The sequence below is a fragment of the Mesorhizobium sp. M1142 genome, from assembly GCF_040318565.1.
GTDB lineage: Bacteria > Pseudomonadota > Alphaproteobacteria > Rhizobiales > Rhizobiaceae > Mesorhizobium.
Genome location: NZ_JAMYMK010000001.1, coordinates 726,036 through 742,400, shown reverse-complemented (window position 1 = coordinate 742,400; position 16,365 = coordinate 726,036). Strand labels below are relative to the sequence as shown.

At 62.6% G+C, this 16,365-nt stretch carries 19 protein-coding genes; 9 read left to right on the top strand and 10 right to left on the bottom strand.

Annotation, left to right across the window (positions count from 1 at the left end; translation table 11 throughout):
• The first annotated feature begins 2 nt into the window (after positions 1–2).
• The 5 genes from fdhD to NKH42_RS03565 all read left to right on the top strand — a co-directional run bounded on the left by fdhD (position 3) and on the right by NKH42_RS03565 (position 3,823).
• Positions 3–833 (top strand): formate dehydrogenase accessory sulfurtransferase FdhD, encoded by an 831-nt coding sequence (gene fdhD, locus NKH42_RS03585; RefSeq protein WP_352455049.1) that lies wholly within the window; start codon positions 3–5, stop codon positions 831–833.
• Positions 823–1,131 (top strand): formate dehydrogenase subunit delta, encoded by a 309-nt coding sequence (locus NKH42_RS03580; protein ID WP_352506066.1) that lies wholly within the window; start codon positions 823–825, stop codon positions 1,129–1,131. The genes fdhD and NKH42_RS03580 overlap by 11 nt, the downstream gene beginning before the upstream one ends.
• 105 nt (positions 1,132–1,236) lie before the next feature.
• Positions 1,237–2,790 (top strand): alpha/beta fold hydrolase, encoded by a 1,554-nt coding sequence (locus NKH42_RS03575; protein WP_352686927.1) that lies wholly within the window; start codon positions 1,237–1,239, stop codon positions 2,788–2,790.
• A 111-nt stretch (positions 2,791–2,901) separates the two neighbouring features.
• Positions 2,902–3,375 carry a carboxymuconolactone decarboxylase family protein gene (locus tag NKH42_RS03570; RefSeq protein WP_352506919.1) on the top strand — a complete coding sequence of 158 codons (474 nt, stop codon included), beginning with the start codon at positions 2,902–2,904 and terminating at the stop codon, positions 3,373–3,375.
• Positions 3,376–3,460: 85 nt separating this feature from the next.
• The gene (locus tag NKH42_RS03565) at positions 3,461–3,823 is read left to right on the top strand and encodes a nuclear transport factor 2 family protein (RefSeq protein ID WP_352448516.1); all 363 of its coding nucleotides are present in this window, start codon (positions 3,461–3,463) and stop codon (positions 3,821–3,823) included.
• Positions 3,824–4,092: 269 nt separating this feature from the next.
• On the opposite strand, the gene NKH42_RS03560 is transcribed toward NKH42_RS03565, so the two are convergent.
• The 5 genes from NKH42_RS03560 to NKH42_RS03540 all read right to left on the bottom strand — a co-directional run bounded on the left by NKH42_RS03560 (position 4,093) and on the right by NKH42_RS03540 (position 7,050).
• Positions 4,093–4,593, bottom strand: coding sequence for an MmcB family DNA repair protein (locus NKH42_RS03560; RefSeq protein WP_352751997.1), 501 nt, complete (start codon positions 4,591–4,593; stop codon positions 4,093–4,095).
• A 197-nt stretch (positions 4,594–4,790) separates the two neighbouring features.
• The gene (locus tag NKH42_RS03555) at positions 4,791–5,318 is read right to left on the bottom strand and encodes a hypothetical protein (RefSeq protein ID WP_352506920.1); all 528 of its coding nucleotides are present in this window, start codon (positions 5,316–5,318) and stop codon (positions 4,791–4,793) included.
• 162 nt (positions 5,319–5,480) lie between these two features.
• Positions 5,481–6,008 carry a hypothetical protein gene (locus NKH42_RS03550; protein ID WP_352506921.1) on the bottom strand — a complete coding sequence of 176 codons (528 nt, stop codon included), beginning with the start codon at positions 6,006–6,008 and terminating at the stop codon, positions 5,481–5,483.
• Positions 6,009–6,342: 334 nt separating this feature from the next.
• Positions 6,343–6,741, bottom strand: coding sequence for a hypothetical protein (locus NKH42_RS03545; protein ID WP_352506922.1), 399 nt, complete (start codon positions 6,739–6,741; stop codon positions 6,343–6,345).
• 9 nt (positions 6,742–6,750) lie between these two features.
• A complete protein-coding gene (locus NKH42_RS03540) occupies positions 6,751–7,050 on the bottom strand; it encodes a DUF1330 domain-containing protein (protein WP_023676391.1) in 300 nt (99 codons plus the stop codon).
• A 150-nt stretch (positions 7,051–7,200) separates the two neighbouring features.
• On the opposite strand from NKH42_RS03540, the gene NKH42_RS03535 reads away from it, so the two are divergent.
• The 4 genes from NKH42_RS03535 (at position 7,201) to NKH42_RS03520 (ending at position 8,850) form a co-directional block, all read left to right on the top strand.
• A complete protein-coding gene (locus NKH42_RS03535; protein ID WP_023676390.1) occupies positions 7,201–7,527 on the top strand; it encodes a GYD domain-containing protein in 327 nt (108 codons plus the stop codon).
• A gap of 112 nt (positions 7,528–7,639) precedes the next feature.
• Entirely contained in the window at positions 7,640–7,768 is a 129-nt protein-coding gene (locus NKH42_RS03530) for a hypothetical protein (protein WP_352506923.1), read from the top strand.
• On the top strand, positions 7,769–7,894 hold the full coding sequence (locus NKH42_RS03525; protein ID WP_352506924.1) for a hypothetical protein: 126 nt from the start codon (positions 7,769–7,771) through the stop codon (positions 7,892–7,894). It abuts the gene before it with no gap.
• Between the two features lie 338 nt (positions 7,895–8,232).
• Positions 8,233–8,850, top strand: a complete 618-nt coding sequence (locus NKH42_RS03520; RefSeq protein ID WP_352506997.1) for a L,D-transpeptidase — start codon at positions 8,233–8,235, stop codon at positions 8,848–8,850.
• A 110-nt stretch (positions 8,851–8,960) separates the two neighbouring features.
• Here the strand turns inward: NKH42_RS03520 and NKH42_RS03515 are convergent, their stop codons facing one another.
• The 5 genes from NKH42_RS03515 to NKH42_RS03495 form a co-directional block, all read right to left on the bottom strand.
• Positions 8,961–9,530 carry a NifU family protein gene (locus NKH42_RS03515; RefSeq protein WP_023676386.1) on the bottom strand — a complete coding sequence of 190 codons (570 nt, stop codon included), beginning with the start codon at positions 9,528–9,530 and terminating at the stop codon, positions 8,961–8,963.
• A 278-nt stretch (positions 9,531–9,808) separates the two neighbouring features.
• Complete coding sequence (locus NKH42_RS03510; RefSeq protein ID WP_023717912.1) at positions 9,809–10,300, bottom strand: universal stress protein; 492 nt, start codon at positions 10,298–10,300, stop codon at positions 9,809–9,811.
• Between the two features lie 183 nt (positions 10,301–10,483).
• Positions 10,484–11,560 carry a tryptophan--tRNA ligase gene (trpS, locus tag NKH42_RS03505; RefSeq protein ID WP_352506925.1) on the bottom strand — a complete coding sequence of 359 codons (1,077 nt, stop codon included), beginning with the start codon at positions 11,558–11,560 and terminating at the stop codon, positions 10,484–10,486.
• A gap of 281 nt (positions 11,561–11,841) precedes the next feature.
• A complete protein-coding gene (gene murJ, locus NKH42_RS03500; protein ID WP_352506926.1) occupies positions 11,842–13,440 on the bottom strand; it encodes a murein biosynthesis integral membrane protein MurJ in 1,599 nt (532 codons plus the stop codon).
• A gap of 46 nt (positions 13,441–13,486) precedes the next feature.
• Positions 13,487–16,285 (bottom strand): [protein-PII] uridylyltransferase, encoded by a 2,799-nt coding sequence (locus NKH42_RS03495; RefSeq protein ID WP_352506927.1) that lies wholly within the window; start codon positions 16,283–16,285, stop codon positions 13,487–13,489.
• Between the last annotated feature and the right edge of the window lie 80 nt (positions 16,286–16,365).

The window sequence follows — 16,365 nt, the reverse complement described above, 5'->3', positions numbered from 1 at the left end:
CCTTGACCGCGCGCCGCAAAGCCATTGCGCAGATCTCGCGGCTGGCGCGCCGCGCGGGCGGCACCGCGGCCGCCAACCGGATGGTGCCGGAAGAGACACCGGTGGCGTTCTCCTTTGCCGGCACCACGCATGCGGTGATGATGGCAAGCCCGGCTGATTTCGAGGATTTCGCGCTCGGCTTCTCGCTGACCGAAGGCATCATTGCCTCGCCGGACGAAATCGAAGCGATCGAGGTCGAGGATCACGGTGCCGGCATCGACATCCAGATCCGGCTGAAGGACAGCGCCAACACCCGCTTCGAAGCGCGTCGCAGACGGCTGGCCGGCCCGGTCGGCTGCGGGTTGTGCGGCATCGAATCGATCGAGGAGGCGATGCGCTCGGTAAACCCGGTCGGTGCGTCGCAACTTACACTTCAGGCCGATGACATCGTCCGCTCGGTCAAGCTTTTGTCGAAGCTGCAGCCGCTGCACGCCGAGACCGGTGCCGTCCACGCCGCCGGTTTTTACCTCCCCGGCAAGGGCATCGTCATGGCGCGTGAGGATGTCGGCCGCCACAACGCGCTGGACAAGCTGGCTGGCGCGCTGGCCAAAGCCGGTATCGACGGCAGGTCGGGGGCCGTCGTCGTCACGTCGCGCGTTTCGGTCGAGATGGTGCAGAAGACCGCGGCGATCGGCTCGGCCGTCATCATCGCCGTCTCGGCGCCGACCGCACTTGCCATCCGCACCGCGGACGATTCCGGCATGACGCTGGTGGCGCTGGTGCGCGGCGACGATTTCGATATTTTCACCCATCCTGACCGCGTGGTTTCCGGAGTTGCCAAGCATGTCGCATGACGAGGGCCACCTCATGAGCACCAGCGAAAAGCTGGTTCGCATGGCCAACCAGATCGCCGCCTTTTTCCACTCCAAGCCGCGCGAGCAAGGCATTGCTGGCATCGCCGAGCACATCAACAAGTTCTGGGAGCCGAGGATGCGCCGGCAATTGTTCGAGATGCTGGACAGCGGGCGCGAGGGGTTCAACGAGCTTGTCGTCGCGGCCGCGCCCAGGATCAAGCGGCCGGGTGCGCCGGAGGGCGCAGGTTTCAGCGCTGGCGGAGCGAACACCGAGACGACCGCCGCGTCACAGAAGTAGGCGCCGCGGGCCCACATTCACGCTCTCTAAAGTTTCACCTGCCGCAAGCTGCGCGCCTCTGCTATGATCCGGCGATAAGAAATCGTCGGGTCGGGCGGACAACTCGTGAGGCTGATCGAAACTCGATACGCGCTCAGTGGCGACGTGCGGATCGCCTATCAGGTGGTCGGCCAGGGATCGTTCGATCTCGTCTTGGTGCCGGGCTTCATTTCCAATCTCGATCTGCACTGGGAAGACGAGGGCTACAGCCGGCTGCTGAAGCGGCTTTCCGCGTTCTCACGGCTGATCCTGTTCGATAAGCGCGGCACCGGTCTGTCCGATCGCGTCGATGCCCACCATCTGCCCAGCCTCGAAACCCGCATGGACGATGTGCGCGCGGTGATGGATGCCGCAGGCAGCGGCCGCGCCGCCTTGCTCGGGGCTTCGGAAGGCGCGCCGATGGCAATGCTGTTCGCCGCCACCTACCCGGAGCGGACGCGGGCGCTGGCGCTTTATGGCGGCTATGCGCATTTCCACAAATGGGTGATGCCGCCGGAACGCCTTGAGGCGTTCATCGCGACGGCGGAGACCGCATGGGGCACCGGCGCCACCCTGCCGCATTTCGCGCCCGGCCGCGTCGACGATCCGCGTTTCGCCACATGGTGGGCGCGCTTCGAGCGGCTGTCGGCGAGCCCGACCGCGGCAATCGCCCTGGCCCGCATGAATGCGGCTATCGACGTGCGCGGCGTGCTGGCGGCGATCAGCGCACCGACGCTGCTGGTCCATCGCCGCAACGATGCGCGCGTCGACCCGGAGGCCAGCCGCTTCCTGGCAAGGAAGATCCCGAATGCGCGGCTGGTCGAGGTGCCCGGGCGCGACCACCCGATCTGGACCGGCGATGTCGACCGGGTGGCCGATCTGATCGAGGAATTCCTGACCGGAGCGCGCGCCGTTGCCGAGGCCGAGCGCGTCCTGGCTGCACTGCTGGTCACCCGGATCTACGACACGGCGCGGCTTGGCGACCGCATGTGGAGCGAGCGCAGCCGACGTTTTCAGGAAACATGGCGGCTTACGGTCGGGCGCCATGGCGGCCGACCGGCCGGCACGCATGGCGAGCTGTTGATGGCGCGCTTCGACGGCCCGGCGCGGGCCGTACGCTGCGCGGCGGCGCTGCGCGATGCGGCGCAGGAGATCGGCATCGCCAGCGCGCAGGGCGTGCATGTCGGCGAGGTCGAGTTGCGTGGGCCGCCGACGGGGTTGACGGCTCGCGTGACGATGCAGCTTGCCGCGCATGCCGGGCGCGGCGACATCCTCGCTTCGCGGCTGGTCGCCGACCTCGCCGCCGCTTCAGGCCTTCATTTCAATGACGCCGGGCGCATCGCGCTTGACGAGCTGGATGAGCCGCTGGCGCTGGTGCAGGCGACCTCGGAACAGCACCTGGAGCCGGCCTGCCGGCCGAAGGCCAAGGCTGCCGAGCCGGCCGCACTGACGGCGCGCGAAAGCGAGGTGGTGAACCTGATCGCCGATGGCAAGAGCAATGCCGCGATCGCCGCCGAACTCGGGCTGAGCGAACACACCGTCAAGCGTCACGTCGCCAATATTCTGCTCAAGCTGGACCTGCCGTCGCGGGCGGCGGCGGCGGCGTTCTCGGCCCGGCACGCTGGCCCGCACGGGCCATAGCAGCCATGGCGCTTTCGGGCGAAGCGGCCAGGCATGCGTAAGCGCTATCACTTCGTCCCATGCAGGCCAGGCGGATGTCGCCGGGAAAGGCGCTGCGAAGGGAGGAATAAAATGCTGAAGTCGACACTCAAATCACTGGTGCTGGTGGCAGGCGTTGGCGCGCTGTTGGCGATCGTTCCTGCCAAGGCCGAAGACGCCTCGGCGACGGCTGCCTACAAGGACATCCAGGCAACGCTCGGCTCGGTGCCGGACATGTTCAAGACGCTGCCGGATGTCGCCGTTGCCGGCGCCTGGGCCGAGATCAAGGGCGTGCAACTCAACCCGAACACCGCGCTCGACGGCAAGACCAAGGAATTGATGGGCCTCGCCGTCGCCTCGCAGATCCCCTGCCAGTACTGCATCTATTTCCACACGCAGGCGGCCAAGCTCAATGGCGCCAGCGACGAGGAGATCAAGGAGGCGGTGGCTATGGCGGCGATCGTGCGCCACTGGTCGACGATGCTCAACGGCAGCCAGGTCGATCTCGCCACTTTCAAGAAGCAGTCCGACGAGGTGTTCGCGGCCGTCAAGGCGAAGTCGCAGTGAAGAAGCCACTGCCCGGCGGCGAGCGCCGGGCAGTGCCTGATCAAGCAACCACCCGATCCGAGAAGACGGGCCTATGGAGGAAAAAATGCTGACCAAGACACAGACGATAGACGGCGCTGCGATCAAGAAGGCGATTGAGGGCCGTGATGGAAAATTGCTGGCGAGCTTCTATGCCGACGACGCATTGGTGCGGGTGATCGACCGCAACAACCCGCCGAGCAAGCCGCGCGAAATCCGCGGGCGCGCTGCGATCACTACATTCTGGGACGACATTTGCAGTCGGGCGATGACCCACAAGGTCGACACCACCATTGCCGACGGCAACAACCTCGCCTTCACCCAGGCCTGCTCCTATCCGGACGGGACCAAGGTATTCTGCGCGGCGATGCTGGAGCTGAAGAACGGCCAGATCGCGCGGCAGACCGTCGTGCAGGCGTGGGACGAGTGAGGCGGCCATATTCGGTACCAGATGGGCATTTGCCAGGCCGCGTACCCCACCCCTAACCCCTCCCCACAAGGGGGAGGGAGACGATGCCGCTGCTGTTTCGGCTAGAATTGTCGAAGTTAATGCTAAGTGGCGCTGCCGCTGCGAAGTTCCCCTCCCCCTTGTGGGGAGGGGCTAGGGGTGGGGGTCTTCTTCGCAAGAATCCGCTGCGGTGCACGGGAGCAGGTGGCGGCAGCCGGGTAGCGCAACCCTCAATTACGGCGAACGAAATCCTACTCGCTCTCGCCGTCCAGCGCCGGCACCGACACGCCGGCAAGCTCCGCCGCCAGCAGCCGCGACGCACCGGCGCGTGCGATCCTCAGCATCAGCGCCTTGCGCGTTGCCGCCGCCATGCGGTGCTCGGGCGCATCGCGCAAAATCTCGGCGCCGTAACCGTCCGAAAGAATGAACCCGCACTCCTGCGGAAAAATTTCCGAAGGCACGCCGGGATGGGTGGCGAAGAAGAAGCGGTCGGAATGCAGCCGGTAGTCCGGCCATTTGCGGTCGACCCTGAAATCCTCGATCGAGGATTTGATCTCGATGATCCAGATGTCGCCGTGGCGGGTCAGCGCAACCAGGTCGGCCCGCCGACCGGTGGCCAGCGACAGTTCGGGCAGCACATGTGCGCCCATCTGCTTGAGCAGCCGCTGCACGCCACGCCTGACCAGGATAGCGCGCTCCGACTGGCGGCCGTCTATGAGGGGGTTGAGGGGTAGAGGTGAGATGATCGGCATGGCGACACCATGCCAGATTTTGTTCACGGTTTGAACCTGGATTTTTTGGGCGATTATCCGGCTGACAAACCCACCGGCAATAGGACTATTGTCCCAATTATATACTTAGAGAGCACGGGAATATGTCCTATGATTCGAGTCGACAGGCCGGCACCGATCCGAAAGCGCAGATAGAGGTAATTCTCAGGGACGCGGAGCTAGAAGGGGAAATCTTCGCGGACACCGCGCAGCGTGTCCTCAATCTCTTCTTCGCTGAGAATGCCAAGGTGCCTAATCGTGAAGACCATCATCGCCAATGCTAGATGGCCGCATTTGCCGGTGGTTTCTCGGATAGTATCCATCGTAATCTCCCTACTTTCTAGGAACTCCATTGCGGGGCGTTCAAAGCGGGAGAGATTCAACGGCTGATCATAAAGTGTGCCACCAATCATTGAAGCGGTCCCATGGATGCACCAGTTTCTATCGTCCACGATTCGGAAGGCTGCGTTGGCTAGTTCCCCCGCTCGTGCGATAGCGCTCGCCAGCTCGGGAGTGGCCTTCACTGCCTTATGGAAGAATTTGATTTTTGCTCGGGCATTGAGCGGTAGGAGGGCAGCCAGAGAACTAGCGCCTTTCTCGTAAAATAGGATAGAAAGACAGTGGTCGAGCGCGTGTTCGGCGGCCGCCCAATTGATGGCTAGCTTGCCGATGGCGCGTTCAAAATCTTCTCGCTGGATAGGTTCCAATTAAAGAATCACCTGGTAATCGTGGTGGCGACAAAGCCGACGATACACGCTTCAACGAAATCGTGAAGCGGATGCTCGAGACACCGCCGAAGCCGCGCGGAAAGACAGGTATCGTGGCAAAGCCAGATAAGAAAAGCCCGCCGAGCGGCGGGCCAACAAGAATTAAGCGTAAAGACGCTCTCGTTCCTTCTCTCGTTCCTTCTCATGCACCGCCTCGTGGCTTTCCTCAAGGCGAGCGTTTGTTTGCCGAAGGATCAGCGCCTCTAGGGCGACTTCCGGCGTCACTTGGCCGCGCTCGAATAACCAAAAGGCCACATCTGTCCAATCCCAGAGCGGATTCTGAGTGGTTACTCTAGCTACAGGCAAGGGAAAGTCCTCGCCGCGTTGCCCCTTGGAATACAAACTGACAGCTGCTCTTGTAAGCATTGCCCGTTCGGCTATCTCGGAAAGACTGACCAAATAGTCAGGCTCAACCCGTTCGACTGTGGCACCCGTGGACTTCACCGCATCAATGACGGAATCAACGGCAGAACTCAAATCTTCTGCCTCGCGGGCGAACTGAAGGATGATTGCGCCACGCGCCACAGCTATTGTAGCGTCATCGCATCCAGCTTCGAAGAAACGGTCTTCGAAGTGCTCATCCTCATGATCGAGGCCAGAGGCTACAATCGTGAATTCAAACTTCTTCATTTTTGCCTCCTTCTTTTTCGTGGGCACATTTTTTACCGTGCCCTATCAGTTGATTTGCGTGGTCTTCGGGAACCCTGGGTGTGGACCAAACCGAGACTTGGCATCCCGACCGGTCGTGCTGGGGGCATAGCATGCGCCCCCAGGCATGAGCGCTTTTCCCGGTCGCTCGATAGGACCATCCAAGAGATTCCAAATGAGAGATCGCGGCCTCAATCTCCTTGTTTGGGTGCTTGGGACGCCTGCTCATGCCAGCGCCCCCAAAATGGGACAGCTGTTAACGGTTGTCAACACTATAGGTTCCGATTCGTGAATTTAGGGTGAACGGGCGTTGGGGTCAGTCCGCTAAAAACGGCTGTCCTTGGCCCGTAAAATTACTGAAGCCGGTGAGGTATTCGCGTGTCCAAGATAGCAGTTCCAATTCCTGAATCACGTCCCCCTCAGTGTTGTCCCGGAGCTCATAATATGCCCGGCGAAGCCGTTCTAAAAAACGCTCTTCAAAGGATGGATCTGATTCATTTAGAGTTTGAACGATGCAAGCGGCAAGGATTGCCGTGCCCCTCTTTGCCCGATGTAGATCAGTTGTTTGGCCGGCCATAAGAATCCCTCCTGCTGAAGTAACGGTAGAGACTACTTCTTTTTTCGTAAATGCAGGAGTCGTTTTGCCTTCATCGCGAAAGTCGGCCTCATGGATGATAATCAGATCCAGTTGAATTGGCGATTGTCCGGCTGACAAACCCGGCCCTCAGCTAACCGGCATCATGCCCTCCAGGGCAATGATTCTCGTCTTTGCGCAGCGTTCGCGGATGGTTTTGAGGCGGCCGTATTCTGGAGAGTCGTACCATGCCAGGAGGGACGCCATGTCCGGGAATTCGACAATGACGAGGCGATGAGGTTCCCAATCGCCCTCCAGAACTTTGGTGGCTCCGCCGCGAGCGATATACCTCCCCCCATAGCGGGCTTCGGTTGCCGGCACGTCCCGGCGGTATTCCTCGAAAACGGCGGCGTCGGTTATGTCGACATCAGCAATGAGATATGCGGCCATTGACCTTACTCCCTGAAAAAAACATTGAAACAGGTCTATTAGCGGCCCCGCAACTAAGCCAGCGGTACTACGCCTCGGAAACGACTCGCGTTCTCCCGGATTGGGGCGCTTAACTGTCTTGGTGGGGGCAGCTCTGGGAGGAGACGAACCATGCCGATGTATCTCACGCGATTCAGCTACAGGCCCGAAACCTGGGCGCGCTTGATGGATAATCCCGAGGATAGACGCGAGGCTGCCCGTTCCTATATCGAGTCGGTCGGCGGAAAGCTGCACGGGTTCTGGTATGCCTTCGGAGAGTACGACGGCTGGAACCTATGGGAGGCGCCGGACAACGTGTCGATGGCATCCGTCATGCTCGCCATCGGTGCGGGAGGCGCGCTCAGCTCGTACCAGACCACCGTGCTGTTAAGTGTCGAAGAGACGATGGACGCTCTTGGGAAAGCCAAGTCGATCCGGTATCGCCCACCGGGATCGTGACCGCCGCCCGCGCTTTGCGGAGTGTCGAAGGCTGGGGAACGCTTGCTCTCGGACGGCGCACGTTGCAGCTTGCGCTTTCAATGTCTGCCACGGATTTTAGGAGGAGCATTAGATGACGGAAGATGACGACCGGAAATCGGCGACGCCGGAGGAAATCCGCTCGGCCATCGGAGGCTGGGCGGTGCTTGGGGCAATTATCGTTGCCGTGTTTGGTGCGGCCTACGTCATGATCGATAGTTGAATGGCCAACGATCCTGGTCGCCCCGATGGATTGCCTGAAAAGATCGGCACGGTCCTTGGTGCATTGGTGGTGATCGGCACGTTCGGGCTTCTGGCTTGGGCCGTGCTTCGCGGCGTCCTTTATTAAACCCGGCCTGTCTGGACTTTCCCCTGCGGCGGCCGCGTCTCAGGCCGATCTCCTCGTAGCAACGGATGGTCTTGGCCGCAGGCCAGAGCGCCGGGCAGCGTCACCGACATTCATGGGTGATTTCTTCGTCTCCTGGTCCTTGTTCCTGGCCCATTGATTTTGCAACATAATCCTGCGGGGGCTGTTGCCGAAATGCCATAGTCGCAGGTTTACCAGCACGCAAGCGCAAGGATATAGGCATCGCCCGCTTGGCAAGCAAAGCAAATGCCAGCATGAATGAAGATGAAAAAAGCGGCCGACTCGAGCCGCTGTTGTTTGGGCAGGCATCGGACCTTTTCATGCGCATGAAGTCACTTGCAATCGTCGCGGCCCTGGCGCTGTCGACGGCTGTCGCCGGTTGCAGCACCATCGGCTCGCAGATCTTCACCAACAACTACGGCGCGGTGACCGACGCCGGCTATCACCTGCCGCGCGTTCCGATCGAAAAGGTGCCGTTCAAATACCGCCGGCAGATCGTCGACTACGACACCAGGGAAAAGCCGGGCACCATTATCGTCGATACGCAGAACAAGTTCCTCTTTTTCGTCATGGGCGACGGCGAAGCGATGCGCTACGGCATCGGCGTCGGCCGTGAGGGTTTCGAATGGCACGGCACCGCCCATATCGCGCTGAAGCGCGAATGGCCGACCTGGACACCGCCTTCGCAGATGATCAAGCGCCAGCCGGAGTTGGCCAAGTTTGCCGGTGGCATGGAGCCGGGGTTGAAGAACCCGCTCGGCGCGCGCGCCATGTACCTGTTCAACAAGGGCGGCGACATGGGTTATCGCCTGCATGGCAGCCCGGAATGGAATTCGATCGGCAAGGCGATGTCGTCGGGCTGCATCCGGCTGATGAACCAGGACATTATCGACCTCTACGACCGCACCTCGGTCGGCGCCAAGGTCATTGTGATATAAAACCCTTATACGCGGACCGTCTAGGCAACAACACAGACGTCGCAAACAGAAAACCGGGCACTTTGGCCCGGTTTTTTGTTGTCTATCGACGTTGACGATGGAACGGTGCGTCAGGAGACCTGTTCGACGTGCTGCACTTCCGGCACAAAGTGCCGGAGCAGGTTCTGGATGCCGTGCTTCAGCGTCGCCGTCGACGACGGACAGCCGGCGCAGGCGCCCTTCATGTGCAGGAACACGGTGCCGTTCTCAAAGCCGCGGAAGGTGATGTCGCCGCCATCCTGGGCCACCGCTGGGCGCACCCGCGTGTCGAGCAGCTCCTTGATGGTGACGACCAACTCCTCGTCGGCCTTGTCGTAGAATTCGCCGGTCTGGCTGGTCTCGGCGGCGGGGCCGGCCTTGGCCATCACCGGGGCGCCGGACATGAAATGCTCCATGATGGCGCCGAGGATAGCCGGCTTCAGATGCTGCCAGTCGGGGCCGTCCTTGGTCACGGTGATGAAATCATAGCCGAAGAAGACGCCGGTGACGCCGGGGATTTCGAACAGCCGGCCGGCGAGCGGCGAAGCCGTCGCGGCGCTATCGGCATCGCGGAAATCGGCGGTGCCTTCTTGCAGCACTTCCTTGCCGGGCAGGAATTTCAGCGTCGCCGGGTTTGGCGTCGACTCGGTCTGGATGAACATGGCCGTCTCCGTGCCCATTTCGGGCAACTAGTTTGGAATAGTTCTAATTAGGCTTTATCCGCCCGACATTCAAGCGAAAGGCATCGCGGGGAACGGCTGGCTGGCGGAATGTTTTGCTAGCGCCCTGAAACGCTTGGAGATGTGTTGAGATTCAGGTCAGGCCGAGCCGAAAATGGTGGGTTCCGAGAACCGGAGCGGAGCGTACTTTTGGTACGTGAGCACCGGAAGCGCAGGAAGCCGCCAATTGCAGGCCGGCCTCACCTGAATATCAGCGCATCTCAGGCGAGGCTGTCGATCTCTTCGTCCGACAGGTTCTGCGGCACCACCGTGACGGGAATCGGAAAGGCGGCGCCCTTGCCGGCGACCGCGCCGACCAGCGGCCCCGGCCCCTCCTTGCCGGCGCCTGCCGCCAGCACCAGGATGGCGATGTCCTGGTCTTCCTCGATCAGCTTGTGAATCTCTTCGGTCGGCTTGCCTTCGCGCACCACCAGTTCCGGCTCGATGCCGAGCTTCTGGCGCACCTTGTTGGCATAGCTGTCGAGTGCGGCACGCGCCGTGGCGGTCGCCTCCTCGCGCATGATCTTCTCGACGCCCAGCCAGTGCTGGAAATCATCCGGCTCGATGACATAGAGCAGCACCAGCACGCCGCCTGTGCTTTGCGCCCGCTTCGAGGCATAGGCGACGGCGCGCTCGCATTCCGGCGTGTCGTCGATGATCGCCAGGAACTTACGGCGATGACCGGCTTCGCGGCTGAGGCGTTTGGAGACCATATTCACCCTGTTCGATGGTTTCGGTCGCAATCTGCCACCGCCACAGCCCGCCCGCAAGCGACAGGCGGCGGTGGCGATATTGGTGCGGCTTGAAGCGCGTCGCGTTCGACCAGCGACGCGCTTCAGGTTCTTGTTTTATGCATGTCGTTATCGCAAACCGCTACACACTTTGCGCGACATGCATCAGCCTTGCAGCAGGCCGATAATGTCGCGCACGGTCTTCATGGTCGCTTCGGCCAATGTGCCGGCACGCTCGCCGCCATCCCGCAGCACCGCGTCGACATAGGCGCGGTCGCCGGAGATGCGGCGCATCTCACCGGCGATCGGCGCCAGCTTTTCCACGGCGAGATCGGCAAGCGCCGGCTTGAACACCGAAAACTGCTGGCCGCCGAACTCTTGCAGCACCGCCTCTTTCGATATTTCGGCGAGGCCGGCATAGATGCCGACGAGGTTCTCCGCTTCCGGCCGGCCGGCAAGGCCGTCCAGTTCGCCGGGCAAAGCCTCCGGGTCGGTCTTGGCCTTGCGGATCTTCTTCGAGATGGCGTCGGCATCGTCAGTCAGGTTGATGCGCGACAGGTCCGACGGATCGGATTTCGACATCTTCTTCGAACCGTCGCGCAGCGACATGATGCGCGCCGCCGGGCCGCCGATGACCGGCTCGGTCAGCGGGAAATAGCCGTTCACCGTCTCTTCGCCGACCTGCATCTCGACGCCGACGCCAAGCGCTGCGATGCGGTCCGAAAAGTCGTTGTTGAATTTCTGCGCGATGTCGCGGGTCAGCTCCAGATGCTGCTTCTGGTCGTCGCCGACCGGCACGTGGGTGGCGCGGTAGACGAGGATGTCGGCGGCCATCAGGGAGGGATAGGCGAGCAGGCCGAGCGAGGCGTTCTCGCGGTCCTTGCCGGCCTTGTCCTTGAACTGCGTCATCCTGTTCATCCAGCCGATGCGCGCCACGCAGTTGAAGATCCAGGCAAGCTCGGCGTGCTGCATCACCCGCGACTGGTTGAAGACGATGTGCTTGGTCGGGTCGATGCCGGAGGCGAGAAACGCCGCGGTGATCGACCGCGTCTGGTCCTGCAGATCCTGATGGACGAGCTGTGCGGTCAGCGAATGCAGGTCGACGACGCAGTAGATGCAATCGGAGGTGTCCTGCAGGGCGACGAATTTCTTGATGGCGCCGAGATAATTGCCGAGATGCAGATTGCCGGTTGGCTGGACGCCGGAAAAGACGAGCTGTTTGAAGGCGGGCTGATCGGTCATGGTGTTTCCCTGGCTTGTGGAGGGCCGTTTCGCGCGCGGCGAAAGTCTTGCGACGGCGCGCTTATGGACGAGAGCGAGGAGACGATCAAGAGGGGCGTTGGCCAGGGCGCGCAGGCTTTGACGTCGGCCGAACAGACGGCTGTTTGAGGGATGGCGCCGACCAGAAATAAAAACCCGCCTCGGTGGGCGGGTCGTTGGAGCCAATTAGCACCATACCGAGATTAGTAGCATAGCTGCCGGCACAAAGCAAGAACAAAATTGGCGCTGATGAATTTTCCCCCTCACGGATCCGGAGAGTGCTCCTTGACCGGCTGGGACGCCTTCCGCCCGATATTGCGGCGGATCATGCCGAAATCGGCGCCGCCGGTGGCGAAGGCGGTGACGAAGTAAAGCAGCGCGCCGCCGGCGACGAGCGCAAGCAAGATTACCGCCTTGATCACCAGCGGCGAGCCGGAGCCGAGACTTGCGGCGAACCAGTGTTCGGCAAAATAGAGCGCCGCGGCCATCACCGCCGCCGACAGCACCAGCCGCGGGATGCGTTTCATGAGCGGCACGTCGCGGCCCCAATGGCCGCGCCGGATCAGCACGGCGAGCAGCATCGCCGCATTGACCCAGCCGGCGACGGCGGAGGCAACGGCAATGCCGGGCGCGCCCATGATCGGAAACAGCGTCAGCGCCGTCGTAATGTTAACCGCCACCGAGATGGCGGCAAAAATCATCGGCGTGCGCGTGTCCTCGCGGGCGAAATAGCCTGGGGTGAACGCCTTGATCAGCACGAAGGCCGGCAGGCCGAGGCCGAAGATCGCCAGGATTGCCGCGACCGTCGGCGTCGAATTGTTGGCGGCGAAGGCGCCGCGCTCATAGACCAGCCGCACGATCGGCTCGGACATGACCAGCAGCGCGGCCGCCGCCGGCAACGTCATGAACAGAGTGAACTCGACCGAGCGGTTCTGCAGATTGGCGGCCTCGACCAGATTGCCCGATTTCAGCGCCCGCGACAGTTCCGGCAGAAGCACGATGGCGACGGCGACGCCGACGACGCCCAACGGCAGCTGGTAAACGCGGTCGGCATAGGCCAGCGACGACACCGCGCTGTCCTGCGCCGACGCGATCGCCGTGCCGATCAGCTGATTGATCTGGGTGATGCCGCCGGTGATAGCCGCCGGCAGCGCCAGGATCAGCAGCCGCTTGACGTTCGGCGTCATCTTCGGCCGGCGGAAGCCGATCGAGATGCCGGCATGGCGCACCGCCGCCCAGACGATCGCCAGTTGCACCAGGCCGGCCGCCAGCACACCCCAGGCCAGGCCGAAACCAACGGTGCGGGCGTCCGAACCCTTGTACCAGGCATAGGCGAGCACGGCGATGAGGATGACGTTGAGGAACACCGGCGCCACCGCGGCGGCGAAATAGCGGCGCAGCGAATTCAGCATGCCGGCCATCATGGCGCCGAGCGACATGCAGATCAGGTAGGGGAACATCACGGTCGCCAGTGCCACCGTCGTTTCGAATTTTCCCGGCGTGTCGGCAAAGCCCGGCGCCACCAGGTAGCGCACGATCAGCGGCATCGCCAGTTCCATGGCGATGGTCAGCGCCAGAAGCGCGGTGAACAAGACGCCGAACACCTCTTCGGAAAAGCGCTTGGCGCCGTCGGTGCCGTGCGTCTCGATCTCCTTGGCGAACAGCGGCACGAAGGCGGCGTTGAAGGCGCCTTCGGCGAACAGCCGGCGAAAGGTGTTGGGGAACTGGAAGGCGGCGTTGAAGGCGTCGGCGATCGGCCCGGTGCCGAGTGCGGCGGCCATCAGCATCTCGCGGCCGAAGCCGAGGGCGCGGCTCATCAGCGTGCCGGAAGCGACCGTGGCGAATTTCTTGACAAGGCTCATGCGCTTGAAGACTGCCTGTGGGATTGGGGCAAATGGAAGGTAACAGTCACTCGGCGGCCGTTTTGGTCTTGCCGCGCTCGGACGCCGTGCCCTCGAGCACCGCGATCAGCCTGTTGCGGATGGTCGCCGTACGCGACGGGCTGTCGATCTTCTGGCCGGTGAGATCGGTGACGTAGAACGTGTCGATGACCTTTTCGCCGAAGGTGGTGATGTGGGCCGAGGCGATGTCGAGCGACAGGTCCGACAACATGCCGGTGATCTCCGACAGAAGGCCCGGCCTATCCAGCCCCTCGACCTCGATCACCGAGAACCGGTTCGACAGCGTGTTGCGGATCTCGGCGCGTGGCGGGATGCGGAAAACCTTGGCGCCGCGCCGCGGCTTGGTGCGCTTCTCGATCATTTCAGGCAGCCAGCTCTTGCCCGACAGCACGTCCTCGATCAGCCGGCCGACGCGCTCGGCGCGGCGGCGCTCGTCCTCGTCGCGGTCGAACTCCCTCGAGATCAGGATGGTGTCGAGCGCGCGGCCATCCGAGGTGGTGAAGATCTGCGCGTCGACGATGTTGCCGCCGGCCGCGGCACAGGCGCCGGCAATCACCGAGAGCAGGCGCGGATGGTCCTGCGCCAGCACGGTGATCTCGGTCACCGCCTCGAACTGGTGGGTTTTCACCATGGTGGCGAGCTTCTTGCCGGCATGGTCGGCTTCGCGGATGAATTCGGCATGGCGGAGCTGGTCGGGAAGATCGACCGCCAGCAGATAGTTCTCGTAGTGCTGGCCGACATAACGCTTGCGGGCCTTTTCCGGCCAGTCGGCAAGCGCCTCGGCCAGTTGTTCGCGCGCCGCCGCCGTCCGTTTGGCGCGCGACACCTCCGAAAACCCGCCGGTCAACAAAAGCTCGGTCTCGTAGTAGAGCGTGCGCAGCAACTGGCCCTTCCAGCCATTCCAGACACCAGGCCCGACGCCACGGATATCGCAGACGGTAAGCACTAAAAGCATCTTCAGCCGTTCGACCGACTGCACTATGGCGGCAAAGTCCTCGATCGTCTTGCGGTCGTTGAGATCGCGGGTCTGCGCCGTCATCGACATGACGAGGTGGTTCTCGACCAGCCAGGCAACCGTTTCGGTGTCGGCCGGCGAGAGCCCCATATGCGGGCAGATGCGCCGGGCGATCCTGGCGCCGGCTTGCGAATGGTCCTCCGGCCTGCCTTTGGCGATGTCGTGCAGCAGCACTGCGACATAGAGCGCCTCGCGGCTCTTCTTCAGCCCCGGCATCAGCGAGTGGGAGAGCGGATGGATCTTTTCGCCGTCGCCGCGTTCGATCTCGGCCAGCACGCCGATGCAGCGGATCAAATGCTCGTCCACCGTGTAGTGGTGGTACATCGAGAATTGCATCATGGCGACGATCTTGCCGAAGTCCGGGATTAGCTTGGCAAGCAGTCCGGCCTCGTTCATGCGCCGCAAGTTGAGCTCGGCGTTGCGGTCCGAGGTCAAGATGTCGAGGAACAGCCGGTTGGCCTCCTCGTCGCGCCTGAGCGCCTTGCCGACGAGGCCGAGCGAACGGGTGAGAAGCTTCAGCGCATCGGGGTGGAATTCCAGGCCGTGCCTGTCGGCAAACCAGAACAGCCTGAGCAGGTTGACCGGATCGCGCTCGAACACCTCGTCGTCGGCAATGTTGATGCGGTGGTTGTCGACGATGAAGTCGGCCGTGCCGGCGAGCTTGCGTTTGCGCCGCGAGAAGGTGAGGAAAATGCGGTTGAAGCCCGGCACATGCTTGGCCTGCTCCTCCTCGAGCGCGGCGCAGAAAATGCGGGTCAGGTCACCGACGTCCTTGGCGACGAGGAAGTAGTGCTTCATGAAGCGCTCGACCGCCGACAGGCCGGGATGGGTGGTGTAGCCGAGCCGCTCGGCAATGTCGCGCTGGATGTCGAAATGCAGCCGCTCCTCGGCCTTGCCGGTGAGGAAATGCATGTGGCAGCGCACCGCCCACAGGAAGTCCTCGGCCTTCTGGAATTCCCTGTATTCGGCGTCGGTGAAGACACCCTTTTCGACCAGTTCCTCGCCGGTGCGCACCCGGTAGAAATATTTGCCGATCCAGAACAGCGTCTGCAGGTCGCGCAGGCCGCCCTTGCCGTCCTTGACGTTGGGTTCGACCAGATAGCGGCTCTCGCCGGCCTTGGCGTGGCGCTCGTCGCGTTCGGCGAGCTTGGCCTGAACATATTCGGGCCCGGTAGTGCGCACCACTTCGTGGTCGAAGCGCTGCAAAAGCTCGTCATAGAGTTTTTGCTCGCCCCATAGGAAACGCGCTTCCAGGATCGAGGTGCGGATGGTGACGTCGGTGCGCGACAGTCTGAGGCATTCGTCGATGTTGCGCGTGGCGTGGCCGACCTTCAGCCCCAGATCCCACAGCATGTAGAGCATGTATTCGACAATCTGCTCGCCCCACGGCGTCTGCTTGTAGGGCAGCAGGAACAGGAGATCGATGTCGGAGCCCGGCGCCAGCGTGCCGCGGCCGTAGCCGCCGACGGCGACGACCGCCATGCGCTCGGCGGATGACGGGTTTTTCACGCGATAGACGTGGGTGGCGGCGAAATCGTAGAGCGCGCGGATGATCTCGTCCATCAGATGCGACAGCCGGGCGGCGCAGGCGGTGCCGCTGCCGTCGTCCATCAGCATGCGTTCGGCGACCGTGCGGCCGTCGGCGAGCCGGCTTTTGAGGAGCTTGAGAACACCGCTGCGCGCGGCCTTGCCCGAACCGTCGCCTGCCGTGGCCGCGGTCACTTCGGTCATCTCGCGACGCAAGGCCTCGCCGTCGACCAATTCCTCGAGCTTCAGTGATATTCTTGCCATGGATGCCGTTCGGCCTCGCCGTTTCGGCGGCGTCTATAGCGCGTTTTCGCGGCGCTGGGTATGGGGCTGACGGACGCGTT